General features: G+C 50.3%; 15 protein-coding genes and 2 pseudogenes. 3 read left to right on the top strand and 14 right to left on the bottom strand.

Annotation, left to right across the window (positions count from 1 at the left end):
* Window positions 1–123 precede the first annotated feature (123 nt).
* Both IB267_RS32150 and IB267_RS32145 read left to right on the top strand, forming a co-directional pair.
* Window positions 124–288: pseudogene (locus IB267_RS32150) on the top strand (IS110 family transposase); the annotation flags it as partial.
* Between the two features lie 2 nt (window positions 289–290).
* A pseudogene (locus tag IB267_RS32145) lies at window positions 291–505 on the top strand (transposase); the annotation flags it as partial.
* 134 nt (window positions 506–639) lie between these two features.
* On the opposite strand, the gene IB267_RS32140 reads toward IB267_RS32145, so the two are convergent.
* Together IB267_RS32140 and IB267_RS32135 are read right to left on the bottom strand one after the other, a co-directional pair.
* A complete protein-coding gene (locus tag IB267_RS32140; RefSeq protein ID WP_246810925.1) occupies window positions 640–2424 on the bottom strand; it encodes a glycosyltransferase in 1785 nt (594 codons plus the stop codon).
* A 7-nt stretch (window positions 2425–2431) separates the two neighbouring features.
* Window positions 2432–4561, bottom strand: a complete 2130-nt coding sequence (locus tag IB267_RS32135) for a bifunctional 2-polyprenyl-6-hydroxyphenol methylase/3-demethylubiquinol 3-O-methyltransferase UbiG (RefSeq protein ID WP_192451455.1) — start codon at window positions 4559–4561, stop codon at window positions 2432–2434.
* 354 nt (window positions 4562–4915) lie between these two features.
* Here IB267_RS32135 and IB267_RS32130 point away from each other — a divergent pair.
* Window positions 4916–6015, top strand: a protein-coding gene (locus tag IB267_RS32130) for an IS3 family transposase (protein WP_192451454.1) whose coding sequence is annotated in 2 segments (ribosomal slippage) — window positions 4916–5177 and window positions 5177–6015 — 1101 coding nt in all. Because the reading frame shifts where the segments join, the coding sequence is not laid out codon by codon here.
* 213 nt (window positions 6016–6228) lie between these two features.
* On the opposite strand, the gene IB267_RS34060 is transcribed toward IB267_RS32130, so the two are convergent.
* From IB267_RS34060 to rfbA, 12 genes are all read right to left on the bottom strand, one after another.
* Window positions 6229–6420 carry a transposase gene (locus IB267_RS34060; protein WP_371742682.1) on the bottom strand — a complete coding sequence of 64 codons (192 nt, stop codon included), beginning with the start codon at window positions 6418–6420 and terminating at the stop codon, window positions 6229–6231.
* 131 nt (window positions 6421–6551) lie between these two features.
* Entirely contained in the window at window positions 6552–7592 is a 1041-nt protein-coding gene (locus IB267_RS32120) for an SGNH/GDSL hydrolase family protein (protein WP_192451453.1), read from the bottom strand.
* 74 nt (window positions 7593–7666) lie between these two features.
* Window positions 7667–8545 carry a dTDP-4-dehydrorhamnose reductase gene (rfbD, locus tag IB267_RS32115; protein WP_192451452.1) on the bottom strand — a complete coding sequence of 293 codons (879 nt, stop codon included), beginning with the start codon at window positions 8543–8545 and terminating at the stop codon, window positions 7667–7669.
* A 6-nt stretch (window positions 8546–8551) separates the two neighbouring features.
* Window positions 8552–9607, bottom strand: coding sequence for a dTDP-glucose 4,6-dehydratase (rfbB, locus tag IB267_RS32110; protein ID WP_192451450.1), 1056 nt, complete (start codon window positions 9605–9607; stop codon window positions 8552–8554).
* A gap of 15 nt (window positions 9608–9622) precedes the next feature.
* The gene (rfbC, locus tag IB267_RS32105) at window positions 9623–10201 is read right to left on the bottom strand and encodes a dTDP-4-dehydrorhamnose 3,5-epimerase (RefSeq protein ID WP_192451448.1); all 579 of its coding nucleotides are present in this window, start codon (window positions 10199–10201) and stop codon (window positions 9623–9625) included.
* A gap of 997 nt (window positions 10202–11198) precedes the next feature.
* Window positions 11199–12308, bottom strand: a complete 1110-nt coding sequence (locus IB267_RS32100; RefSeq protein ID WP_192451446.1) for a DegT/DnrJ/EryC1/StrS aminotransferase family protein — start codon at window positions 12306–12308, stop codon at window positions 11199–11201.
* A complete protein-coding gene (locus IB267_RS32095; RefSeq protein WP_192451444.1) occupies window positions 12305–12724 on the bottom strand; it encodes an FdtA/QdtA family cupin domain-containing protein in 420 nt (139 codons plus the stop codon). Before IB267_RS32095 ends, IB267_RS32100 begins: the two co-directional genes overlap by 4 nt.
* The gene (locus IB267_RS32090) at window positions 12717–13337 is read right to left on the bottom strand and encodes an HAD hydrolase-like protein (RefSeq protein WP_192451442.1); all 621 of its coding nucleotides are present in this window, start codon (window positions 13335–13337) and stop codon (window positions 12717–12719) included. The genes IB267_RS32095 and IB267_RS32090 overlap by 8 nt, the downstream gene beginning before the upstream one ends.
* Before the next feature lies 1 nt (window position 13338).
* Window positions 13339–14313, bottom strand: a complete 975-nt coding sequence (locus IB267_RS32085) for an ATP-grasp domain-containing protein (RefSeq protein ID WP_192451440.1) — start codon at window positions 14311–14313, stop codon at window positions 13339–13341.
* 9 nt (window positions 14314–14322) lie between these two features.
* Window positions 14323–15660, bottom strand: a complete 1338-nt coding sequence (locus tag IB267_RS32080) for a glycosyltransferase (RefSeq protein ID WP_192451438.1) — start codon at window positions 15658–15660, stop codon at window positions 14323–14325.
* A 15-nt stretch (window positions 15661–15675) separates the two neighbouring features.
* Entirely contained in the window at window positions 15676–16806 is a 1131-nt protein-coding gene (locus IB267_RS32075; RefSeq protein WP_256436989.1) for a glycosyltransferase, read from the bottom strand.
* A 39-nt stretch (window positions 16807–16845) separates the two neighbouring features.
* The gene (gene rfbA, locus IB267_RS32070) at window positions 16846–17712 is read right to left on the bottom strand and encodes a glucose-1-phosphate thymidylyltransferase RfbA (RefSeq protein WP_192451435.1); all 867 of its coding nucleotides are present in this window, start codon (window positions 17710–17712) and stop codon (window positions 16846–16848) included.
* Between the last annotated feature and the right edge of the window lie 48 nt (window positions 17713–17760).

The following is a 17760-nucleotide window of genomic DNA, read 5'->3' as shown; positions in this document are numbered from 1 at the left end:
TATCCACTCGCTTCAACTCCCGCTCCATCCGCCGCAAAAAGCCGGATGGTCAGATGAAATCTGAGGGGGGTCAAAATTGGACGCCGATTACCCCGCCAAGGGGGTCAAATTTGCACGCCGGAACACAGTCATGAGGCCATACGCGACCTTGTCCGCGCTCGCACGTGTGCCGTCGATACGCTGCGCACCCATCGCCAGCAGGTCAACGCCGTCATGCTCAAGCACGGCCGTATCTATCCCGGCAAGAGGAGCTGGACGATGCGTTACCTTCGGTGGCTGCAAGAACGTATATGAGTTATGTCCAGCCCGGAAAGCCGCAGCAGAATGCCTATGTCGAGCGCTACAACCGCACCGTTCGCCACGAATGGCTAGATCAATACATCATCGAAAGCATCGAGGAGGCACAAGAATTCGCCACGCAATGGCCGTGGACCTATAACAACGAACGCCCCAAATGGTTATCGGCGGCATCACACCCGCACAGAAACTGAAAATGGCCGCGTGAATTCTACTGCAGAACCCCGTTAAAAATGGGAGGATTACCCATCGAGATCGCCTTTAAAATCGTTGATCGGTCCAACAAGCCGCTCACCCTGAATCGGAAGTATGCGATCTCATCGCCCATACACACACAAATGGCTAAAGCTGGGGGGGGAAGCGCAACGAATAATCCTCCCGCTCCAAAGTCAAATTCGGAGAATAATATGGATCATTGAGCAACCTCTCCCCCCAACGTCTTTGCATGTAGCGAATTTCCTTAAGGAACCTTACTGATTTTTCAGGCGTATTATCGAGGCCTCTTGAGTAACTTTCAAGGTGATATAGCTCTGCAAACGGCGTTAATACATTGCGCAATCCAAATTCAGAAACGCGAAGACAGAAATCAACATCATTGAATGCAACTGCAAGATTATCCTCATCCAATCCGCCCACGTCAAAGTACGTCTTCTTTCTTACAACCAGGCACGCTCCTGTCACCGCAGAAACATTGCTGACCAATTTAAGTTTACAGAAGTACCCTGATCTTTTGTTCGAGACGTATTTATGCCCATGCCCGGCTACTCCCCCAATTCCTGTGACTACCCCTGCATGTTGTATCGAGTCGTCGGAGTAGAGCAATTTTGCACCTACACATCCCACTCCATCTTGGCACGCGAGCGCTACCATCTCCGACAGCCAGTTCGGGGACTTTACCTCAATATCGTTGTTGAGGAGACAAACAAACTCTCCCTCGCAATTGGCCACGCACATATTATTAATCGCAGAATAATTAAACTCGACATCGCACTTCCTTACAATCGCGACTCCCTTAAGCTCATCGAAATATTTCAACGTCTCGGATAATTCAGAATTGTTGTCCGCAATAATAATTTCGTAATTTTCATAGCTCGTTTTCGTTCTAATAGACTCAATGCAATTTCGAAGAATATGAACTTTATCTTTTGTAGGAATGATAATCGACACTCGAGGCTGTTCAGCACACAAATACCGCGTACGATAGGCAATTTGTTTCGGAATCGGCTGAACAATTGCCTTAATGTGGCGACGGTCTAGATGCTCCTGCACAGCTTTTTGCCCCGCCGATAACGCGTAGCTTTTTGCACCGGTACTAAACGCAGTCGAACCTTTCACCGCTCGCCAATGGTACAGAACCAGAGGGATGTGAATTATCCCCACGCCCCTGATTTGCTCCACGATCCGAAGGTTGAGATCATAGTCCTGCGCGCCCTCGAATCCCTGTCGCCAGCCGCCAACGGAACGGATGTTACTTGCACGATGTACGGTGAGGTGATTGAAATAGTTCTGTGACTGCAACAGTTCAGGGGAAAATTGCGGCTTGAAATAAGGCTGATACCTGGCGCCCTTGTTGTCGATTTTGTCTTCGTCGCTGTAGACGATTTGGGCATCCGGTCGAGAAATAATCGCCGCAGCAACAGCCTCCAAGGCACGCGGTGCGAGCTGATCATCGTGATCTAACGTGCCTACCCAATCTCCACTAGAGAGCAGAAATGCGTCATTGGTCGCTACTGAAATGTGCCCGTTTTCCGACCGGCGCTGAACCTTAATCCTCGAATCGAGAGTAGCGTACTGGTCCAGTATTTTTCCAATGCGAGCGTCAGAAGAACCGTCGTCTACGATACAGAGTTCCCAATATGGATAGGTCTGACGCAAAACACTCGTTACTGCTTGGATAAAATGAGCAATATTTGGTCGGTACACTGGCATAAGTATAGAGATCGTTGGAAGCGACGCCACTTGCAAAGAAAGAGAAATACGCCCCATCTGCTGCGCCTCGTAGAGCCGCAGCCATCCCCTATATTCATGTCCCTTCAGCACGCTCCGGAGCGATTGATTCAAAACTCTCTTTGCCCAATTTGCAAAGGCCATCGGGCTGAGTTTGAGCAGCAGACACTTCAACGACATCAGCACGCTACTTCAGGTACGGATTCGGCTGCCTTCCCTCCTCCAAGCCGTATCTCAAGAAGTGCCAGAAAGCGTCGACGCCCGCTTCCCGAACGTCATTGTTCTCACTGAGATACCATTCTTCCGCGAACACCATTCGAAAAACGCCTTGGATTTGATTGTACAAAGGTGAACTGATATCAAGCTCCCTGGATAGATCCATAACGCGCTTCAGTTCTGTCAGAACCTTTAAGTAAGATCCCTGGCAATGTCCCAGCTTTTCGCTCAGATGCACCACCTGTTCGTGCATTCCGCTAAGCTCGACTTGCTTTTGCGCTAGCACATCCGCAACGATATCATTGTCTCGTCGAACTGCCTGAAGCTTGGTAGCGGCTGACACCAGTTCCTCGAACCCGCCAGTAATTGGAAGCAGTCTCGCACCAAACGCATAAACTCCGTCACCGGATTTGCCTTGCGCAGCTCGCTCCTGAAATTGGCTCTCTAAATCATGATAGCGCAGGATCTCGGACTTGGAGACCCAGAATCCTAGCTCATACATCAAATCCAAAATGAGGTGATCGATGGTTCGCGCTGTATCCCGACTGGGTTCTGCGCAATTCTCCAAAATCAACAAGCAATCAAGTAGCCCTCGAAAGAGCAAGTATCCAGCCTCAATATTGGACTCCGGTTTCCACTCTTGGTCCACGAACGTGAACTTATCACGAGACCGTATCAAATTTCGAGGAATTGCATCAATCATTTCACTTGGAAGCGTCGAATGCGGCTTCAATGGTGTTTCAGCCCCTAGCAACCCAGCTTTTTCATTCACCGCAGCCCACCAAATTTCGGCCCAGCGAACAAGGTTGCCTGTGTGCCACCCCCGTCTAGAAACTAGGTCCACTAACAGAGAATGCCAAAGTTCACCTCTCGTATAGGTCTCATCCTCAAGAAGTAAAGTAATTCCCTTATAAGAAGTCTCGAAGTTCTTTTCATCAAGTGCCTTCCGTCGTACTTGTATGCCACTATCAACAAGATCAAATTGTACCGATTTTGCGAACTCCTTGCGTCGGTCCGTCCCGAAATGCATCGCTAGCGTATTCGTATCTTCGAGCTCTTCCTTTGAAGCAACAACTAGAAAGGAGTTGGCTAAATCAGGCAGCAAGCCATTCCGGCAGACCGGGCCCCAAGCACGTTGTAGAGAGAAGGCGGTGCGACTTGGGCGCTGCGGGTCGGCGAGTGCAGACTGGGAACAAAGAGCGACTGCATCGAAGCCCGTCGTTTCTTCGAGAGCCTTCTCCGAAATCACAGTTGTCGGCAACTTATAGTCCGGAAATGGGAACCACCATTTGTGACATTTGAGCCCAATTGTGGCTAAGTGGCACTGCAATTCCTTACGTCCAAAGGTGACAACGTCACCGGCATGGTACCGATCCTCTATCCCATAAAAGGTATCACCAACATGGTCTTCTGGATATCCAGCGAAATATTTTAGACCTAGTTGGTTTTCTATCGCCAGAATAACCCGCCCGTTCGGCGCCAGCAAGCGCCCAGCCTTTCCTAAAAACTCAAGGCATCCGTCTTGTTCTTTAGTCGCAGCGAAGAACTTTCTGGCATACTCAAGCACCCCGACAATTATGATTGTATCGAATAGTTGTCCTTGAGCGGGCACAAAGCTATCGAAGTTGTCGCAAACTACAGTAACGTTTTCTGCATCGGCGCATCTGTGCGCAGTTACTTGCGCACGGCGTGAACTCCCCTCAAGCGCTAGAACCTGCTTCCCAGATTCTGCAAGGTACCGCGTAATGGCGCCGCAACCCGCGCCCACTTCCAAGACATTTCCATTTATATAGTCGACGATAGGGCGAATCAAATTGGCTCGACGAGCGCTAAAATGATACAAGGTTGGCCAATCTGTTATGCCTGCTGCAAGCTCCTCGGAAAATATCGAGGTATCTTCGGCATTCGAAACGATATTCAGAATACGACTTTCGATTTCGTCGCCATCATTATAAGAAAAATCATCGGGCTTCGACTTGGGCATCCACAAGTTTTTTAACTCGCCTTGCGAATACAATTTCTCGTTTACGTCAATCATACCAACCTGCATTTCCCCTGGCTCTTCTACCCTGTCGTACCGTGACTGGAATTCAAATTCCATTCTTAATCTTGGTCATGCACTATCTTATCAATTGCGAATACCAAGTTTTCGCTAAACTAACTCCGGTGATCCTCCCGCCAAATGTAAGTGAGCGCGACGAGCAGCCCACGGCATTAGTCTGTTGACGGACGAGGAGCGTATGTGGCGTCTCCGCCCCATTGATTTTGCGGTTGCAACGGTGATGTCGATTGCTCGCTGGAGGTCCTGTGAGCACGTCGGGGAGTCGCGGGCGAGCTCATTGTGAGGCGCTGGTCCGTTGCGCATAGGCCCAGGTGATCTGAACCCTTCAAACTGGACCGATGTTGGTTAGAGTTTTCCGGTGATTTTTCCTGGCTGGGGAGGGAACGGAAGACGATGAAGGCATCGCAATTTTCGGACGCGCAGAAGGCGTTCATTCTGAAGCAGGGTGATGAAGGGGTGACAGTCGCGGAGATCTGCGGGAACGCAGGGATCAGCCAGGCGACCTATTTCAACTGGAAGAAAAAATACGCCGGTCTGTTGCCGCCGGAGATGAGGAAGCTGAAGCAGCTCGAGGACGAAAATGCGCGACTGAAGAAGATCGTCGCGGATCTGACGCTGGATCGCGAGATGTTGCAGGATGTTATCCGCCGAAAGCTCTGAGGCCTGCTCGCAAGCGTGAGGTGGTGAAGGGCATGTGCCGGGATTGGATGATTTCGATCCGGCGTGCCTGTGGAGCGTTGAACTTCGATCGGTCGACCTACCACTACACCTCTCGCCGTGCCGATCAGGCCGGCCTGGAACGTCGTATTCGGGAGATTTGCGAAACGCGCGTGCGCTACGGCTACCGCCGTGTGCATGTGCTGCTGGAACGTGAAGGTTGGTGCACTAACATCAAGCGAACCTATCGCATTTACAGAGACTTGGGCCTGCAGTTGCGCAACAAGACGCCGAAGCGCAGGGTCAAGGCAAAGCTTCGGGAAGATCGGCAGATGGCGATCGGTCCGAACGACGTGTGGGCGATGGACTTCGTGCATGATCAGCTCGCGACCGGAAAGAAACTGCGGGTTCTCACGGTGGTCGACACTTTCTCACGCTACGTGCCAGTGCTTGATCCGCGTCACAGCTATCGCGGTGAAGACGTGGTGCAAACGCTGGAACGGGTGTGCCGCCAGGTTGGCTATCCGAAGACGATCCGTGTCGATCAGGGTACAGAATTTGTGTCTCGCGATCTCGACTTGTGGGCCTATGCTAAGGGCGTGATCCTGGACTTCTCACGGCCGGGTCCCACGGACAATGCTTTTATCGAAGCCTTCAACGGCCGCTTCCGAGCGGAGTGCCTGAACCAGCATTGGTTCCTGACCCTTGCGGACGCCCGCGAAAAGATGGAGGATTGGCGCAGAGACTACAACGAGTTTCGGCCCCATGGTGCGATCGGCAACAAGGTACCGATCTCACTGATGAATCCGGGAAGCGTCGCCAGCCCGCTTCCCTGAGATAGGCCGGAAAACTCTACCCTCAGCTGGTCCAGAAACTTGGGGCGGTTCAACCCCGCGGAGGCTCTAGTCGCAGCTGGATGAAGATTCAGTGGCAGGTCAGATGATGGCCAGCTTCTCCGCCGTGCTCCAGCGCCGCCGTCGTTCAGGCCCAGAGAGGACCTCTATCTTATGCTTGATGTTGGTCATAATGCCGACACTACTCCTACACACTTAACTAAGTGGGGGAGCATGTCCGGGCCTTTCGGGGGCTAATTCAGTGTGAATTTGCTGCCGCGTCACATCGTGCCGATGAGCCACCTCCGTCACCGTAGCGCCAGAAACTCCAACCGACATGACAATGTCGAGCTTGTGTTCATCACCCCACCGACGCCGCCGTTCCTGCCCAAGAATTTCGACACGCATCCCATACCTCGCCGAAGACACGTCGCTTACGACGTCGTTAAAGACGTGTCTTATATTACTCATATAATATGACGTATCTCGCGGTTCCAAATTAGTAAAGGAGAGGTGGCTCGCGTCGCGATCACGAATATTCAGCGCTGAATGAGGAGACCTGCGAGACTGAAACTTGTTTGTGCTTGAGACATTCCTGGCGGTAGAAAGCAATCAAACACCCAAGGGTCGTTGCTTTCATCTAGCGCGAGCCACTCGTGACACTCATTGCCCAGTTGGAATGAACGAATGATAAGGGGTACGGAAGTTAGAACGATTTTTCCTGCTTTGACATCGACATGCCGAGCGGCAATCGATGTTTTTGAACTGCCCGATACAAGCGTGAATGACTGATGGCTATCATCGGAAACAAATGCCACCATTAGCACATTCCCCGCTGAAGGGATTCGAACGCGACCGCCCGGCATAACCTTTACGCATTCAAGATTTAAATGCCTGTTGAAAATCGGCTCTAACGAGGTGTTCCCCTCCGAGCCCTCCATCAGATCCCGAGCACTATAATAATCGACCATATCCAACTGATTTTCAGAATGCGAAGTGTTAAGTTGGCCCAACGATCTTTGCAGAGCAAGCGTGGCTGGGACCGCTGCTGCAAGGAATTTCCCGATCAACGCGCACGCTGCACCACGATGAAAATGTGACGTGTCCGAGTATAAGAACTCAGGCGCTTGAGTACCGAAAAGCTCAAAAAGTTGCCTTCGCATATCAACTGGCTGAATCCCCTTTCGCCGCCAAAAATCAAGTTCGGCAAGGTAAATTGTGTTGCGGACTTTCATGTCATAGAAAGGTGACGCTGAGAGGATTAACGGAAGTACTTTTGCTTCAGGAAACCGCCTCGCCAGAAAATTAAAAATTATTCCTAAAAAGTATTTTTTTAGTTCGGATCCCTTCTCCAAGTGATTAAGGTGCCCCGTGTCATTCAAAGAATACTCAAAAATAACTAAATCGGGATGGAAATTTAGTTGGTCAAGCAAAACTAGCGACGTAAGGGAGACCGTACCCCCGATTGAGACGTTTCGGAATTCAACTGTTTCGTATCTATGTCGAAGTTCTTCAGAGAAATACTTGACGTATCCGTCTCTTATCAAAGAGTTCGAGCCGCCAACGATCAGGATCTTCATCAATTTCCTCAGCATTTCTATTCGGAAAGATTCGGCTTCACGATCTACATTCGCATAGGCCGTTCGAGGGAGTTCTATTTTTCATCAAGTTCTTGCAGAACCCCTGCAATCGCATCTTTCCAATCCATGGCTTGGAAACTGAATTCAGCTTCGAACTTCTGCGTCGACAAGCGAGAGTTTTGTGGCCGTCTCGCGGGGGTAGGATATTCTATGGTGGAAATCGGAATGACCTGGGGGACCCGTCTTCCCGCCGTGCTGCGCTGACGGAATATTTCTGACGCAAAATCGAACCAAGTCGCCTCACCGGCGGAGGCGAAGTGATAGGTTCCGAGACACGCGTCCCTATCCTCGAGAAAACGAGTCACTATCGCCGCGACGGCGCCGGCAATATCTGTCGCCGACGTGGGGCATCCGAACTGATCATTTACTATTCGCACCTGATCTTGTGTTTGAGACAACCGAAGCATTGAGCGCAAAAAGTTGCTGCCGTGAGAACTGAATATCCATGCCGTCCGGAGAATGACATGACGCACCGCAAGAGCTCGAATTGCCGCTTCGCCCGCGGCCTTCGAATTGCCATAGACATTCACGGGCCGAGTCGGATCGTCTTCCACATATCTTCCAACCTTTGTTCCATCAAAAACATAATCGGTTGAGATTTGTACAATTGGTATTCCACGCTCCGCCGCAGCAGACGCCAAAACAGCGGGTGCTAGCGCGTTGATAGTCCAAGCATCACTGACATCACTCTCAGCCTTGTCAACGGCGGTATATGCACCGCAGTTAACAACAGCCGCAAACCGGTTCAGAAGCACATATCGACGTAACTCACAAAAATCAGCGAGGTTTAGTTCATTCCTGTTCGGCGCGACCACCTCCACATTGGGACCGAGACCGCGACGAAGTATCTCTCCGCCAACCTGCCCACTGCCTCCAGTCACTAGTACCTGCATCTCAAACTACCCAGTGAGTCCGCGCCGCGAAGATGGATTCTCGCGAGCTACGATCTTTTGCCACCACTCACGATTTTCTATGTACCATAGCACGGTCTTCTCCAAGCCACTCTCGAAAGACTCCTCCGGCGCCCACCCGAGTTCGCGCTTGATCTTTTGAGCATCAATAGCATAGCGCCTATCATGGCCAGGCCGATCTGATACGAACGTAATCTGCTCTTCGTAGAGTTTGCCATCTTTTCGGGGCTGCACACGATCAAGGATCGCGCAAACAGCACGTACAACGTCGATGTTAGTTCTTTCTGAATTTCCACCGATGTTATAGCGGTTTCCGGGGACACCGCGTTCGAACACCGCATGAAGTGCGCGAACATGATCCTCAACAAATAACCAATCGCGTACATTCAGCCCGTCGCCGTACACAGGCAAGTTTTCACCAGCCAATGCGCGAACGATTAGCAGAGGTATAAGCTTTTCGGGAAAATGATATGGTCCATAGTTGTTTGAACAGTTGGTTAAAAGAACCGGTAAACCATAGGTATGCCCCCAAGCCGAAACTAGGTGATCGGAAGCTGCTTTTGAGGCAGAATAGGGCGATCTGGGATCGTAGGGCGTTCCCTCGGTGAATAGACCTTCGTCTCCCAACGACCCAAAAACCTCATCAGTTGAGATATGGTGGTACCGAAATACATTGGCTTCATCGCTCGACAACCGCCGCCAATACTTGAGTGCAACTTCGAGCAGCGTAAAGGTACCAACAATATTCGTGTCGATAAACTCCCTCGGGCCGTCAATAGACCGATCGACGTGGGATTCGGCAGCAAGATGTGCAATCACATTCGGCCTAAATTCCTGCACAGCCGCTTCTACTGCCTCTTTATTTGCTACGTCTCCTTGTACAAAGCGATAGCGCTCTGATTGGCTTACTTGAGCCACAGAAGTTAAGTTCGCCGCATACGTCAGCTTATCAAAATTGAGTACGCTGCTATTTGTGCGCTCAATTAGGTGCCGCACCAAGGCGGATCCAATAAACCCACAACCACCTGTAACAAGTACTCGCATAAGTCTTCCTTGTAATTAGACTTCTAACTCGCGGAGTTCCATCGGTGCTCCGTCATATTGAAATGGGCTATCCAAGCCTGCCAGAGTGGGAAGCTCCTCATCCTTCTTGCTTAAGATCGCATGCTCTGAATTTTGGACGGGCCAATCTATACCGATTGCGACATCGTTCCATTTGACGCCACCTTCATTTTCTTTCGAATAGGGATTGGAAACCTTATAGACAACCTCGCAAAGCGGTTCCAACGTCATGAATCCATGTGCAAAACCTGCCGGCACAAAGAGCTGCCAACCGTTTTCACTTGAAAGCTCAACCGATATCCATTTTCCCCATGTCGGCGAGCCACGACGAATGTCTACTGCAACATCGAGAATTCTGCCCTTCACACATCGTACGAGTTTTCCCTGTTCAAAGGGCGGCGCTTGGAAGTGTAATCCTCTAACAACAAATGGTTGTTTAGACAGCGAATGGTTATCTTGGACGAATTTCTCAGCGATACCAACAGACGTGAACTTAGCCTCACTGTAGGTCTCAACAAACCAACCTCGTTCATCGCTATACCTACGCGGTTTTATCAGAGTCAGCTTACTTGACATTTAAGACTACCCTATTCAGCCCTGTTCAACCAATACTCGTTCTGCTCTGAACGCCACGCTCTGACCACATCGAGCACCTGATACCTGCCACTCAAGTTATGCAGCACCATTAGGCACTCATTCTCCCGCTATGGAGGAAATGCACCAGAGGATTGAGCCCCGCACTCTCGATCTCTGGATGAGAATCTAAATAGCGAGCCGTAGAGAAAGCAGGTCCGGGATCCCTCCGCTCGGCTGCGCCGAACTCAATGTAGTGCTGAAGCGGGTCTATGTGCCGATCCCGAACGTCTGGATACTGGCTAAGGTACCAAGTAATCGAGAAGAACTCATTCGGATCACGACCCTCCCGCCATCCACGTTCCGTGTAGTGGAGCAGCGGGTTAATTCCCGACATCAAGACGTCAGCGTTTTGCCGCAGGTAGTATCTAGTGTCGAAGAGTGGATTTGGAAAATTGCCCCTCCAAAAACCATTTGAGACATAGTCCATAGCCGCATCAGCGTCGCGTCTATGGGAACCAAGGTACGACCGGGTGTACCATTCTTCGTGGAAGAGGGGTTTCTTTCGAAGTTTTGCGGCAGTTCGCGCCATCCTCTGCCTTTGAATTGTGTTCCAAATAATGTGCGCAACTGCTCGTCGGGCCTTTTCATCAAACGCAACTTTAGCTGAAAGATCTAGCACCTTGTCGTGTAACGAATTTAAGAGACTTGCAGCCTCCTCCGAGTTTCGACTTCCAGCTACAATCAGATCCTCGTTCGCGTCTTTTAGCCTCTCCTCATACTGGAGCAATAGCATCGACAACCGGCTTCGCTGTTCAAGCAGCCCCGCAACTTCGAACGCCGAAGCCGAACTTGTTCCCCTCAGGGCGCCGGGCTGTGGACACTTTTCAATGAAGCCAGAGCGACTCTCGAGCCGCGGCCGAGAATTAGCCCAACCCAATCGCCTCCAACGATTTTTACGTTCCAGTCCAGGTGACATAGTCTTTGAAGTCTTTCGCGTTCATTTACCTTCATATTGGCGCAGCGCGTCCGCAACTCGTGTGACTTCCTCAAGCTCCAGGTACTCACCGATAGGCAGACTCAGCGACCGCTCACTGAGGCTCTTGGAAATCGGCAATGTCGCGGTTGCGAACTCGTCACGATAACAAGCCTGAAGAGATGGGATAAGCGGGTAGTGCAAAGCAGTTTCGATGCCATGCTTTCTCAGATGTGCAACCAAATGTTCCCGGTCATCAGCTACGACAACGAAGTTGTGCCAAACGCTATCGTAACTCTCTCCCAATAACCGACGAACAGACGAGCTATTGCGTCGAAGTGCCTCAGAATATACATCTGCAATTTGCTTTCTTCTCTCCGCGATCCAATCAAGGTTTTGCAGCTTGAGACGCAAAAATGCCGCTTGGATTGGATCTAAACGCGAGTTTGTACCGCACTCTTGATGTACATACTTCTCGGTCGAACCGTAGTTGGCTAACAACCGAACGCGCTTCGCGATCGTTTCGTCGTCAGTTACTATCCCTCCTCCGTCTCCCAAGGCGCCGAGGTTTTTACTGGGATAGAAACTAAAACAACCCACATGACCGTGCGTTCCAGCGCGCTTTCCAAACCTGACGTGCCCATGTGCCTGCGCTGCATCTTCTACCACGTAGATGTCTCGCAGGCGCGCGATACGCATGATCTCTGCCATTCCCGCTGTCGCGCCATAGAGATGGACTGGGATTATAGCTTTGGTTCGGGGCGTTATGGCTGCCTCTATTTTTGATGCATCTACATTAGCAGAGTCTTCCTCAACATCGACCGGGACGATCTTAGCTCCGACAGCAGTTACAGCAAGCCAGGTAGCTATGAAAGTCTGGCCTGGCACAATGACTTCGTCTCCTGCCGTTACCCCAAGCGCACGCAGCGCCAGAACCAATGCGTCTAATCCATTTCCCACGCCTACGCAGTATTTCGAACCGCAATAATCAGCGAATTCCCTTTCAAACCCCGTGACCTCATCGCCACCTATGTAAGACCCACTCTTGATTGTGCGCTCGGCGGTCACCATAAACTCAGGCCAGTATCGGTCGTTCAACCTTCCCAGTTCAAGAAATTTCACTGTATTGCTCATAGGGTCCTCACGTACTCTGAAAACTGATCGTAATCGCGGATGTAATCCGCTTCGTCATACAGCTGACTCGCCAAAACCGCGCAAACCGCACCCGACGTGAACCCATCAACAACTCGCCAGATATTTGGGCGAACAAAAAACGGACGATTGGGTTGCTCAATTCTAACCGAGCGAATATTGGCACCGTCATCAAGGTGAAGGTCGTACGCTCCGCTGAAAGCAAAGAAGAGCTGGAATAGAGCACGATGTGCGTGACCGGCACGCTGCCCACCAAACGGGACATCGAACAGGAAATACAGCCGGCAAAAATCGAACTCCAAATGCACCCGATCATTCTGAACAAACGCTAACTTTCCTCTGTGATCTGGAAAAGTAGGTAGTTCTATGAAACGGCAATCATGTACGGTGTTACGCACGCAAGATGCTCCTCACAGCCTCATCCAGGCTGTTGTAGATTGGTGACACATTGTGAAAAGTCAGGAACTCTGGAGAACGCTGACCGGTCGACACAATAGCGGGCCTTGTACCAGTGGCAATCGCCGCGCGATAGTCGTGTTCCGTATCGCCAATGTAGTATTCCGCCTTCAAATTCTCCAACGCACTCCGCTTACCTTCCATAACCTGCTCCGGCGAAACAACCGTAATCGATTGGAAATATTCTGCAATCTCAAGTTTCTCAATCCGATTATTCAGTTCCTTCTCACTACGGCGAGCAGAAAGAAGGTGGAGCTCACAGTTGCCAGCGAGAAAACGCAAAGCCGAAAGCGCTCCGTCCAAAAGAATGTCGAACTTGCTAAATTCAGGGGTCTCGATGTGTTTCACCCAAAAAACAGACATCTTCTCGATCAGGTTCGAATCCAACCCTCTGCTTGCAAGAACTTGCCTATTGGACGCTCCAAGCCGTTTATCGGTCCACACAGCGTCCCAATCGAACTCTAGACGCAGTTCAGCAGCAGCAGCCGCTAAACACGCAATCTGCTTCCGGCTGCAATCAACAATTGTTCCATCGAAATCAATAGAGACCCTCACGCTAAATACAACCCTTTGACAAGTGTTCCTCGTAATACCGAACGACGAGAGTCGGCTGTAACGAACTTGCGTGCAATTCTAGCGCTTTGAAACGGTCGACATCCTCATAGCCAGCCTGCTGAAGGAAATATTCTTCGAATAGATTTATTCCAGCGGCTGTTGTCATAGCGCTACCTCCGCCAGACCGGGGGTTTATGTCGGTAACCGCCCAACTCTCGCCAACTTTCATCGCCTGGAAACAAAATAGGCCCTCTAGGCCGAAAGTTTCCGAGATCGACGCCGCAATATCAGCCAGCTCCCGCGAGTAGGCAATTCTACACTTTGTAGAGACGCCAGATTTGGTCTCAATTCGCTCACGGGCAATCGCAATGGTACCTTCAAGTGTCGCAAGTACATCAACAGTCACCTCCGGCCCTGTGCATACCTCCTGCAGTACTACTTTATCAACGTCCAAACCTTCTAGCTCGAAGTCGTTTCGTACAATTCGAAAGCCCACACTACCCACGCCCCGCCGTGGCTTGACTACAACGGGAAAAAAGGGAGAGCGGCCATACTCCGCTGCCAAGAACGTTTGAGGGACTCGAATCCCTGCGCCTTGGCATATCCTGGTCATTTCATACTTGTCCGTGCAGTCACTGACACTCTGGGGGGAAAACTTTGGGAACCCCACATTTGGCGCATGTTCTCTGAATGCCGATATCAAACGTATCTCTTCGTCGTGGATGGGAAACACAAATGATATATCGCGTTCAACGATAATCGAATCTATCGACGATAGAAATTTGTCGCGGTCTGTAGCATAGGGGACTACGGAATGGCTCATCACAGGGAATGCACCTATCGCGAGGAGCTCCTGGGAGTTTACGTCCGCAGTGTGGATCTCGAACTCTGGACGGTGTGCCAACGCCTTAATTACACCGAGCGCGGTCGCCGTTCCAGCCGAAGTTATCAGAATCCGAAATTTCTTATTGGTCATTGAGCTCTACTAACGTTTCCCAGTTCTACCATCTTCAATCGCTCGCAAGATGCGATCAAAATGCAGGTAACCAATGTTGTTCTTGTCGGCAGGAATCACGACGTGTTCATTTGACTCGCTTGCAGAGGAGGCAACGAAAACGCGGCGCTCGGAGTAAGCCCGGTCGAACTGCTCATAAGTACGGAGCTGCCGCACTTCGCTTTCTAGAGCAAGGAAGTAAAAGTCGGAAAGCCCATGCCCCACTAGGTCAAGTCCGCGTCCGTCCCTGAACCACCCACTCTCGATTAGAAAACTAAACAGATCAGTAAGTTCAAGACCCGTGGGAACTAATAGCGGAACGCCAGGTCGATCGACCGGTCTAAGCGAATTGTTTGTCTTCGAAATAAGTAGGCTTTTGCGCAACATCCCAAACATTGCTGCGTATTGCGATCTAAAATGCGAGATATCGTTATCCGACTCCCAACGCTCCTGAATTATATCGAGCGCAGTCAAAAAATTAAGCTTTAACGGTTCAAAGTAGTTCGCTACAGACAAAATACTATGACTCATCCTCTCCAACAGCGAAAAAAGTGACCCTTTCGTATTTCTGCAGTCTTCAAGCATATGAAGAAAAGAAGCTGACGAAAAAATACGCTGATGCACTCCAAATAGCTCCAGCTGACTTTGGACAAGCATCGTCGACCCATTACTGAGATTCTCGCCATGAATGCGATATCGAACCGTCCTCTTGCTGTGTGAACAGAAATCACCTCTGCTGAGCAAGTTTAGCCATACTTCGTAGTCCTGAAGTCTTTCATTATGGAAGCCCCAGTCTGAGACTTTCAAGGCCGAAGCACGGATCAAAGATGCCGGGGCACAAAGAAAGTTTCCGCCCAGCAAATCAGCAAACAACTCAAAACGATTGCTAGAGTTGATCTTAGCGTGCTTAAAGATGCCTGCAGTTGTTGGCTCTCCATCTCCATTGATGTACGACAGCTCGCTGAATGCGGCAATCGCTCCGGTTTCTTCAATTCGGGCGACTAGGCTACTGATATGATCAAGCTCCCAAACATCATCATGACCGATTTGTGCGATGTAGTCACCAGTCGCGGATCGCGTCGCTGCGCGGAGCGCAGCGCAAACGCCCATATTTGTAAAATTCTCGGTACAATTTGCCTTAAACTTCCTCGGGCGCGCAAGCCAACTCTCTATCACGGAGCGACTATCGTCCGAAGAACCATCGTTGATAATCAACAACTCAATCGAAGAGTAATCTTGGCGATCGATGCTTTCTAGCGTCTCGCTAAGAAAACGAGAACCGTTGAAAACCGGAAGTACAACCGATACTTTGGCATCTTGTTCGTTCAAGAGATAGTGTTCCCGTTATAAACAAAGTTCGCGTACAATGAGGCGGCTAGCTGTCTTCGCGTTCGCCTGCTTCGAAATGAGCCTCAAATAAGTTCTGAATTCAAGCCGAGTGCGCGGATCCCAGTCCTTAAGAAAAGCCACCCCTTCGGGATGGGACCGACCTGACTCCAACGCCGGCGCAGATGGAATGATTAACTGAGCGTGGCGCTCATAGGTTGCCAAAACTGCAAATGGGACGTTTCGAAGCCTTCTGAGCGAAATCGGCGAGAGCGCTACAACTTCGTAATGGGGGGAAACGATGCCGCCATTTGTATGCACAAAGTCGATATAGAAATAATGCCCGATGTACTCACATGCACTATCGAAATTCTCGCCAAACTCACCCTTAATTACATAGGAAATATCAGCTCTGGCATCGACGGTATAATTTGACTCAAAGCGGTCAAAAAAATGTTCTGCGATCGACTTTCGTTCTTTTATGTGAGACGGCTTTTGCTCAATTGACGCGGCTGTGCTTCCAGGGTGGATTCTCCAACCATATAATTCCTGCGCAACATGACGCACGCGAAGTCCATTCTCCCGAAAGAAGAAAAGGTACTCGTACCAAAACGCAATATCAAAAGTCGTTGTAGCAAGATTTATTGAAGTATCACTCGCCAAAAGGATCTGTTTTGCCACCTCAGTCCGGAATAGAGTAATATGATGCGGATAGAAATACTGAACAGCACTAAGTATATCGAATGAGGGCTTATGATACGACTCAATAATAGCAGAACTAAATTTCCTTTCGTCTGTATAAAGAAGATCAATCTCATCCCCGCACCCTAAGAGGCAATCGAGCAACGGGGCAAGGTTCACCTCATCGTCGTGATCGAGGATACCTACGTATTTTCCTGATGCCTGAGTGAACCCAGAAACGTATGCTGATCGGATACCTCTGTTTTCGGAATGTCGGATGAGCTTTACGTTTGGGAACGCCCCCTTAATCCGTTCCATGAAAATCTGGATCACGGCAGAATTGGGGCTATCGTCAACGACTATCCACTCGATCCTCTCTTTGCATGGGTTTAGGCAAGAAGCCAACCGCTCCAAATAATACAAGGGGGTTCGAAAGCAAGGAGTTACAATACTTAATATTGGAAACAATATAATACCGCCACAATATGGACCCGCATACAAGCTCAATCAAACTGCTACTAGCGACTGTAAATACTGCCCGTAAGCACTCTTCCCATACCCAGACGCAAGTCTAAATAGTTGTTCTGCTGTGATAAAGCCCTTCTCAAACGCAACCTCCTCAGGGCAGCTTATTTTAATACCCTGGCGACGCTCTAAGGTTGCAACAAACTCAGCCGCACCCAATAAACTGTCTGGGGTTCCGGTATCAAACCAAGCGTATCCCCGGCCCATCAGTTCAACATTGAGCGTACTTTCCATCAAGTACGCCTGATTGATGTCAGTGATCTCCAACTCCCCTCGGCTCGACGGCTTGAGTGCCCTTGCGACTTCAACAACGTTACCATCGTAGAAATAAAGCCCTGTCACTGCGTAATTCGACCGCGGCCGCAGCGGCTTCTCTTCGATGGAAACAGCCCTCATCTGGGCATCGAACTCGACTACCCCATAACGCTCCGGATCAGCGACGTGGTAGGCGAACACAGTTGCGCCGTTCGACGTCGATGCCGCGGATTGAAGGATATCGACCAGCCCGTGGCCATGGAAGATATTGTCACCGAGTATGAGGCAACTCGGGCTTGCACCTACGAAATCACTGCCAATTATGTACGCTTGGGCTAACCCCTTTGGTTCGGGCTGACAAGCATACTGTAACTCCATCCCCCATTTAGAACCATCACCCAGCAACCTCTCAAAGAGAGGAAGGTCGTGCGGTGTCGAAATAACCAGAATTTCGCGTATGCCGGCCAGCATCAACGTTGAAAGGGGATAATATATCATTGGCTTGTCATACACAGGCATCAGCTGCTTCGACATTACCGATGTCATCGGATGCAACCTGGTGCCGCTGCCTCCCGCGAGGATAATTCCTTTCAATTTCGCCTCCTTTTTTCGTTCGCTACCCGGCCAACCACAGCCCGCAAC

This window comes from Ensifer sp. ENS09, from assembly GCF_014852425.1.
Lineage (GTDB): Bacteria > Pseudomonadota > Alphaproteobacteria > Rhizobiales > Rhizobiaceae > Ensifer.
Note: the sequence above shows the minus strand (reverse complement) of the source record. Positions and strands in the feature narration are given on the sequence as shown.

What these genes read in the sequence shown, in the direction of transcription:
- IB267_RS32085 (WP_192451440.1), bottom strand. Translation starts at nt 14,313, where the DNA reads ATGACCAATAAGAAATTTCGGATTCTGATAACTTCGGCTGGAACGGCG.
- rfbC (WP_192451448.1), bottom strand. Translation starts at nt 10,201, where the DNA reads ATGTCAAGTAAGCTGACTCTGATAAAACCGCGTAGGTATAGCGATGAA.
- rfbD (WP_192451452.1), bottom strand. Translation starts at nt 8,545, where the DNA reads ATGCAGGTACTAGTGACTGGAGGCAGTGGGCAGGTTGGCGGAGAGATA.
- IB267_RS32140 (WP_246810925.1), bottom strand. Translation starts at nt 2,424, where the DNA reads ATGTCGTTGAAGTGTCTGCTGCTCAAACTCAGCCCGATGGCCTTTGCA.
- IB267_RS32135 (WP_192451455.1), bottom strand. Translation starts at nt 4,561, where the DNA reads ATGGAATTTGAATTCCAGTCACGGTACGACAGGGTAGAAGAGCCAGGG.
- IB267_RS32100 (WP_192451446.1), bottom strand. Translation starts at nt 12,308, where the DNA reads ATGAGCAATACAGTGAAATTTCTTGAACTGGGAAGGTTGAACGACCGA.
- IB267_RS32120 (WP_192451453.1), bottom strand. Translation starts at nt 7,592, where the DNA reads ATGAAGATCCTGATCGTTGGCGGCTCGAACTCTTTGATAAGAGACGGA.
- IB267_RS34060 (WP_371742682.1), bottom strand. Translation starts at nt 6,420, where the DNA reads ATGCGTGTCGAAATTCTTGGGCAGGAACGGCGGCGTCGGTGGGGTGAT.
- rfbB (WP_192451450.1), bottom strand. Translation starts at nt 9,607, where the DNA reads ATGCGAGTACTTGTTACAGGTGGTTGTGGGTTTATTGGATCCGCCTTG.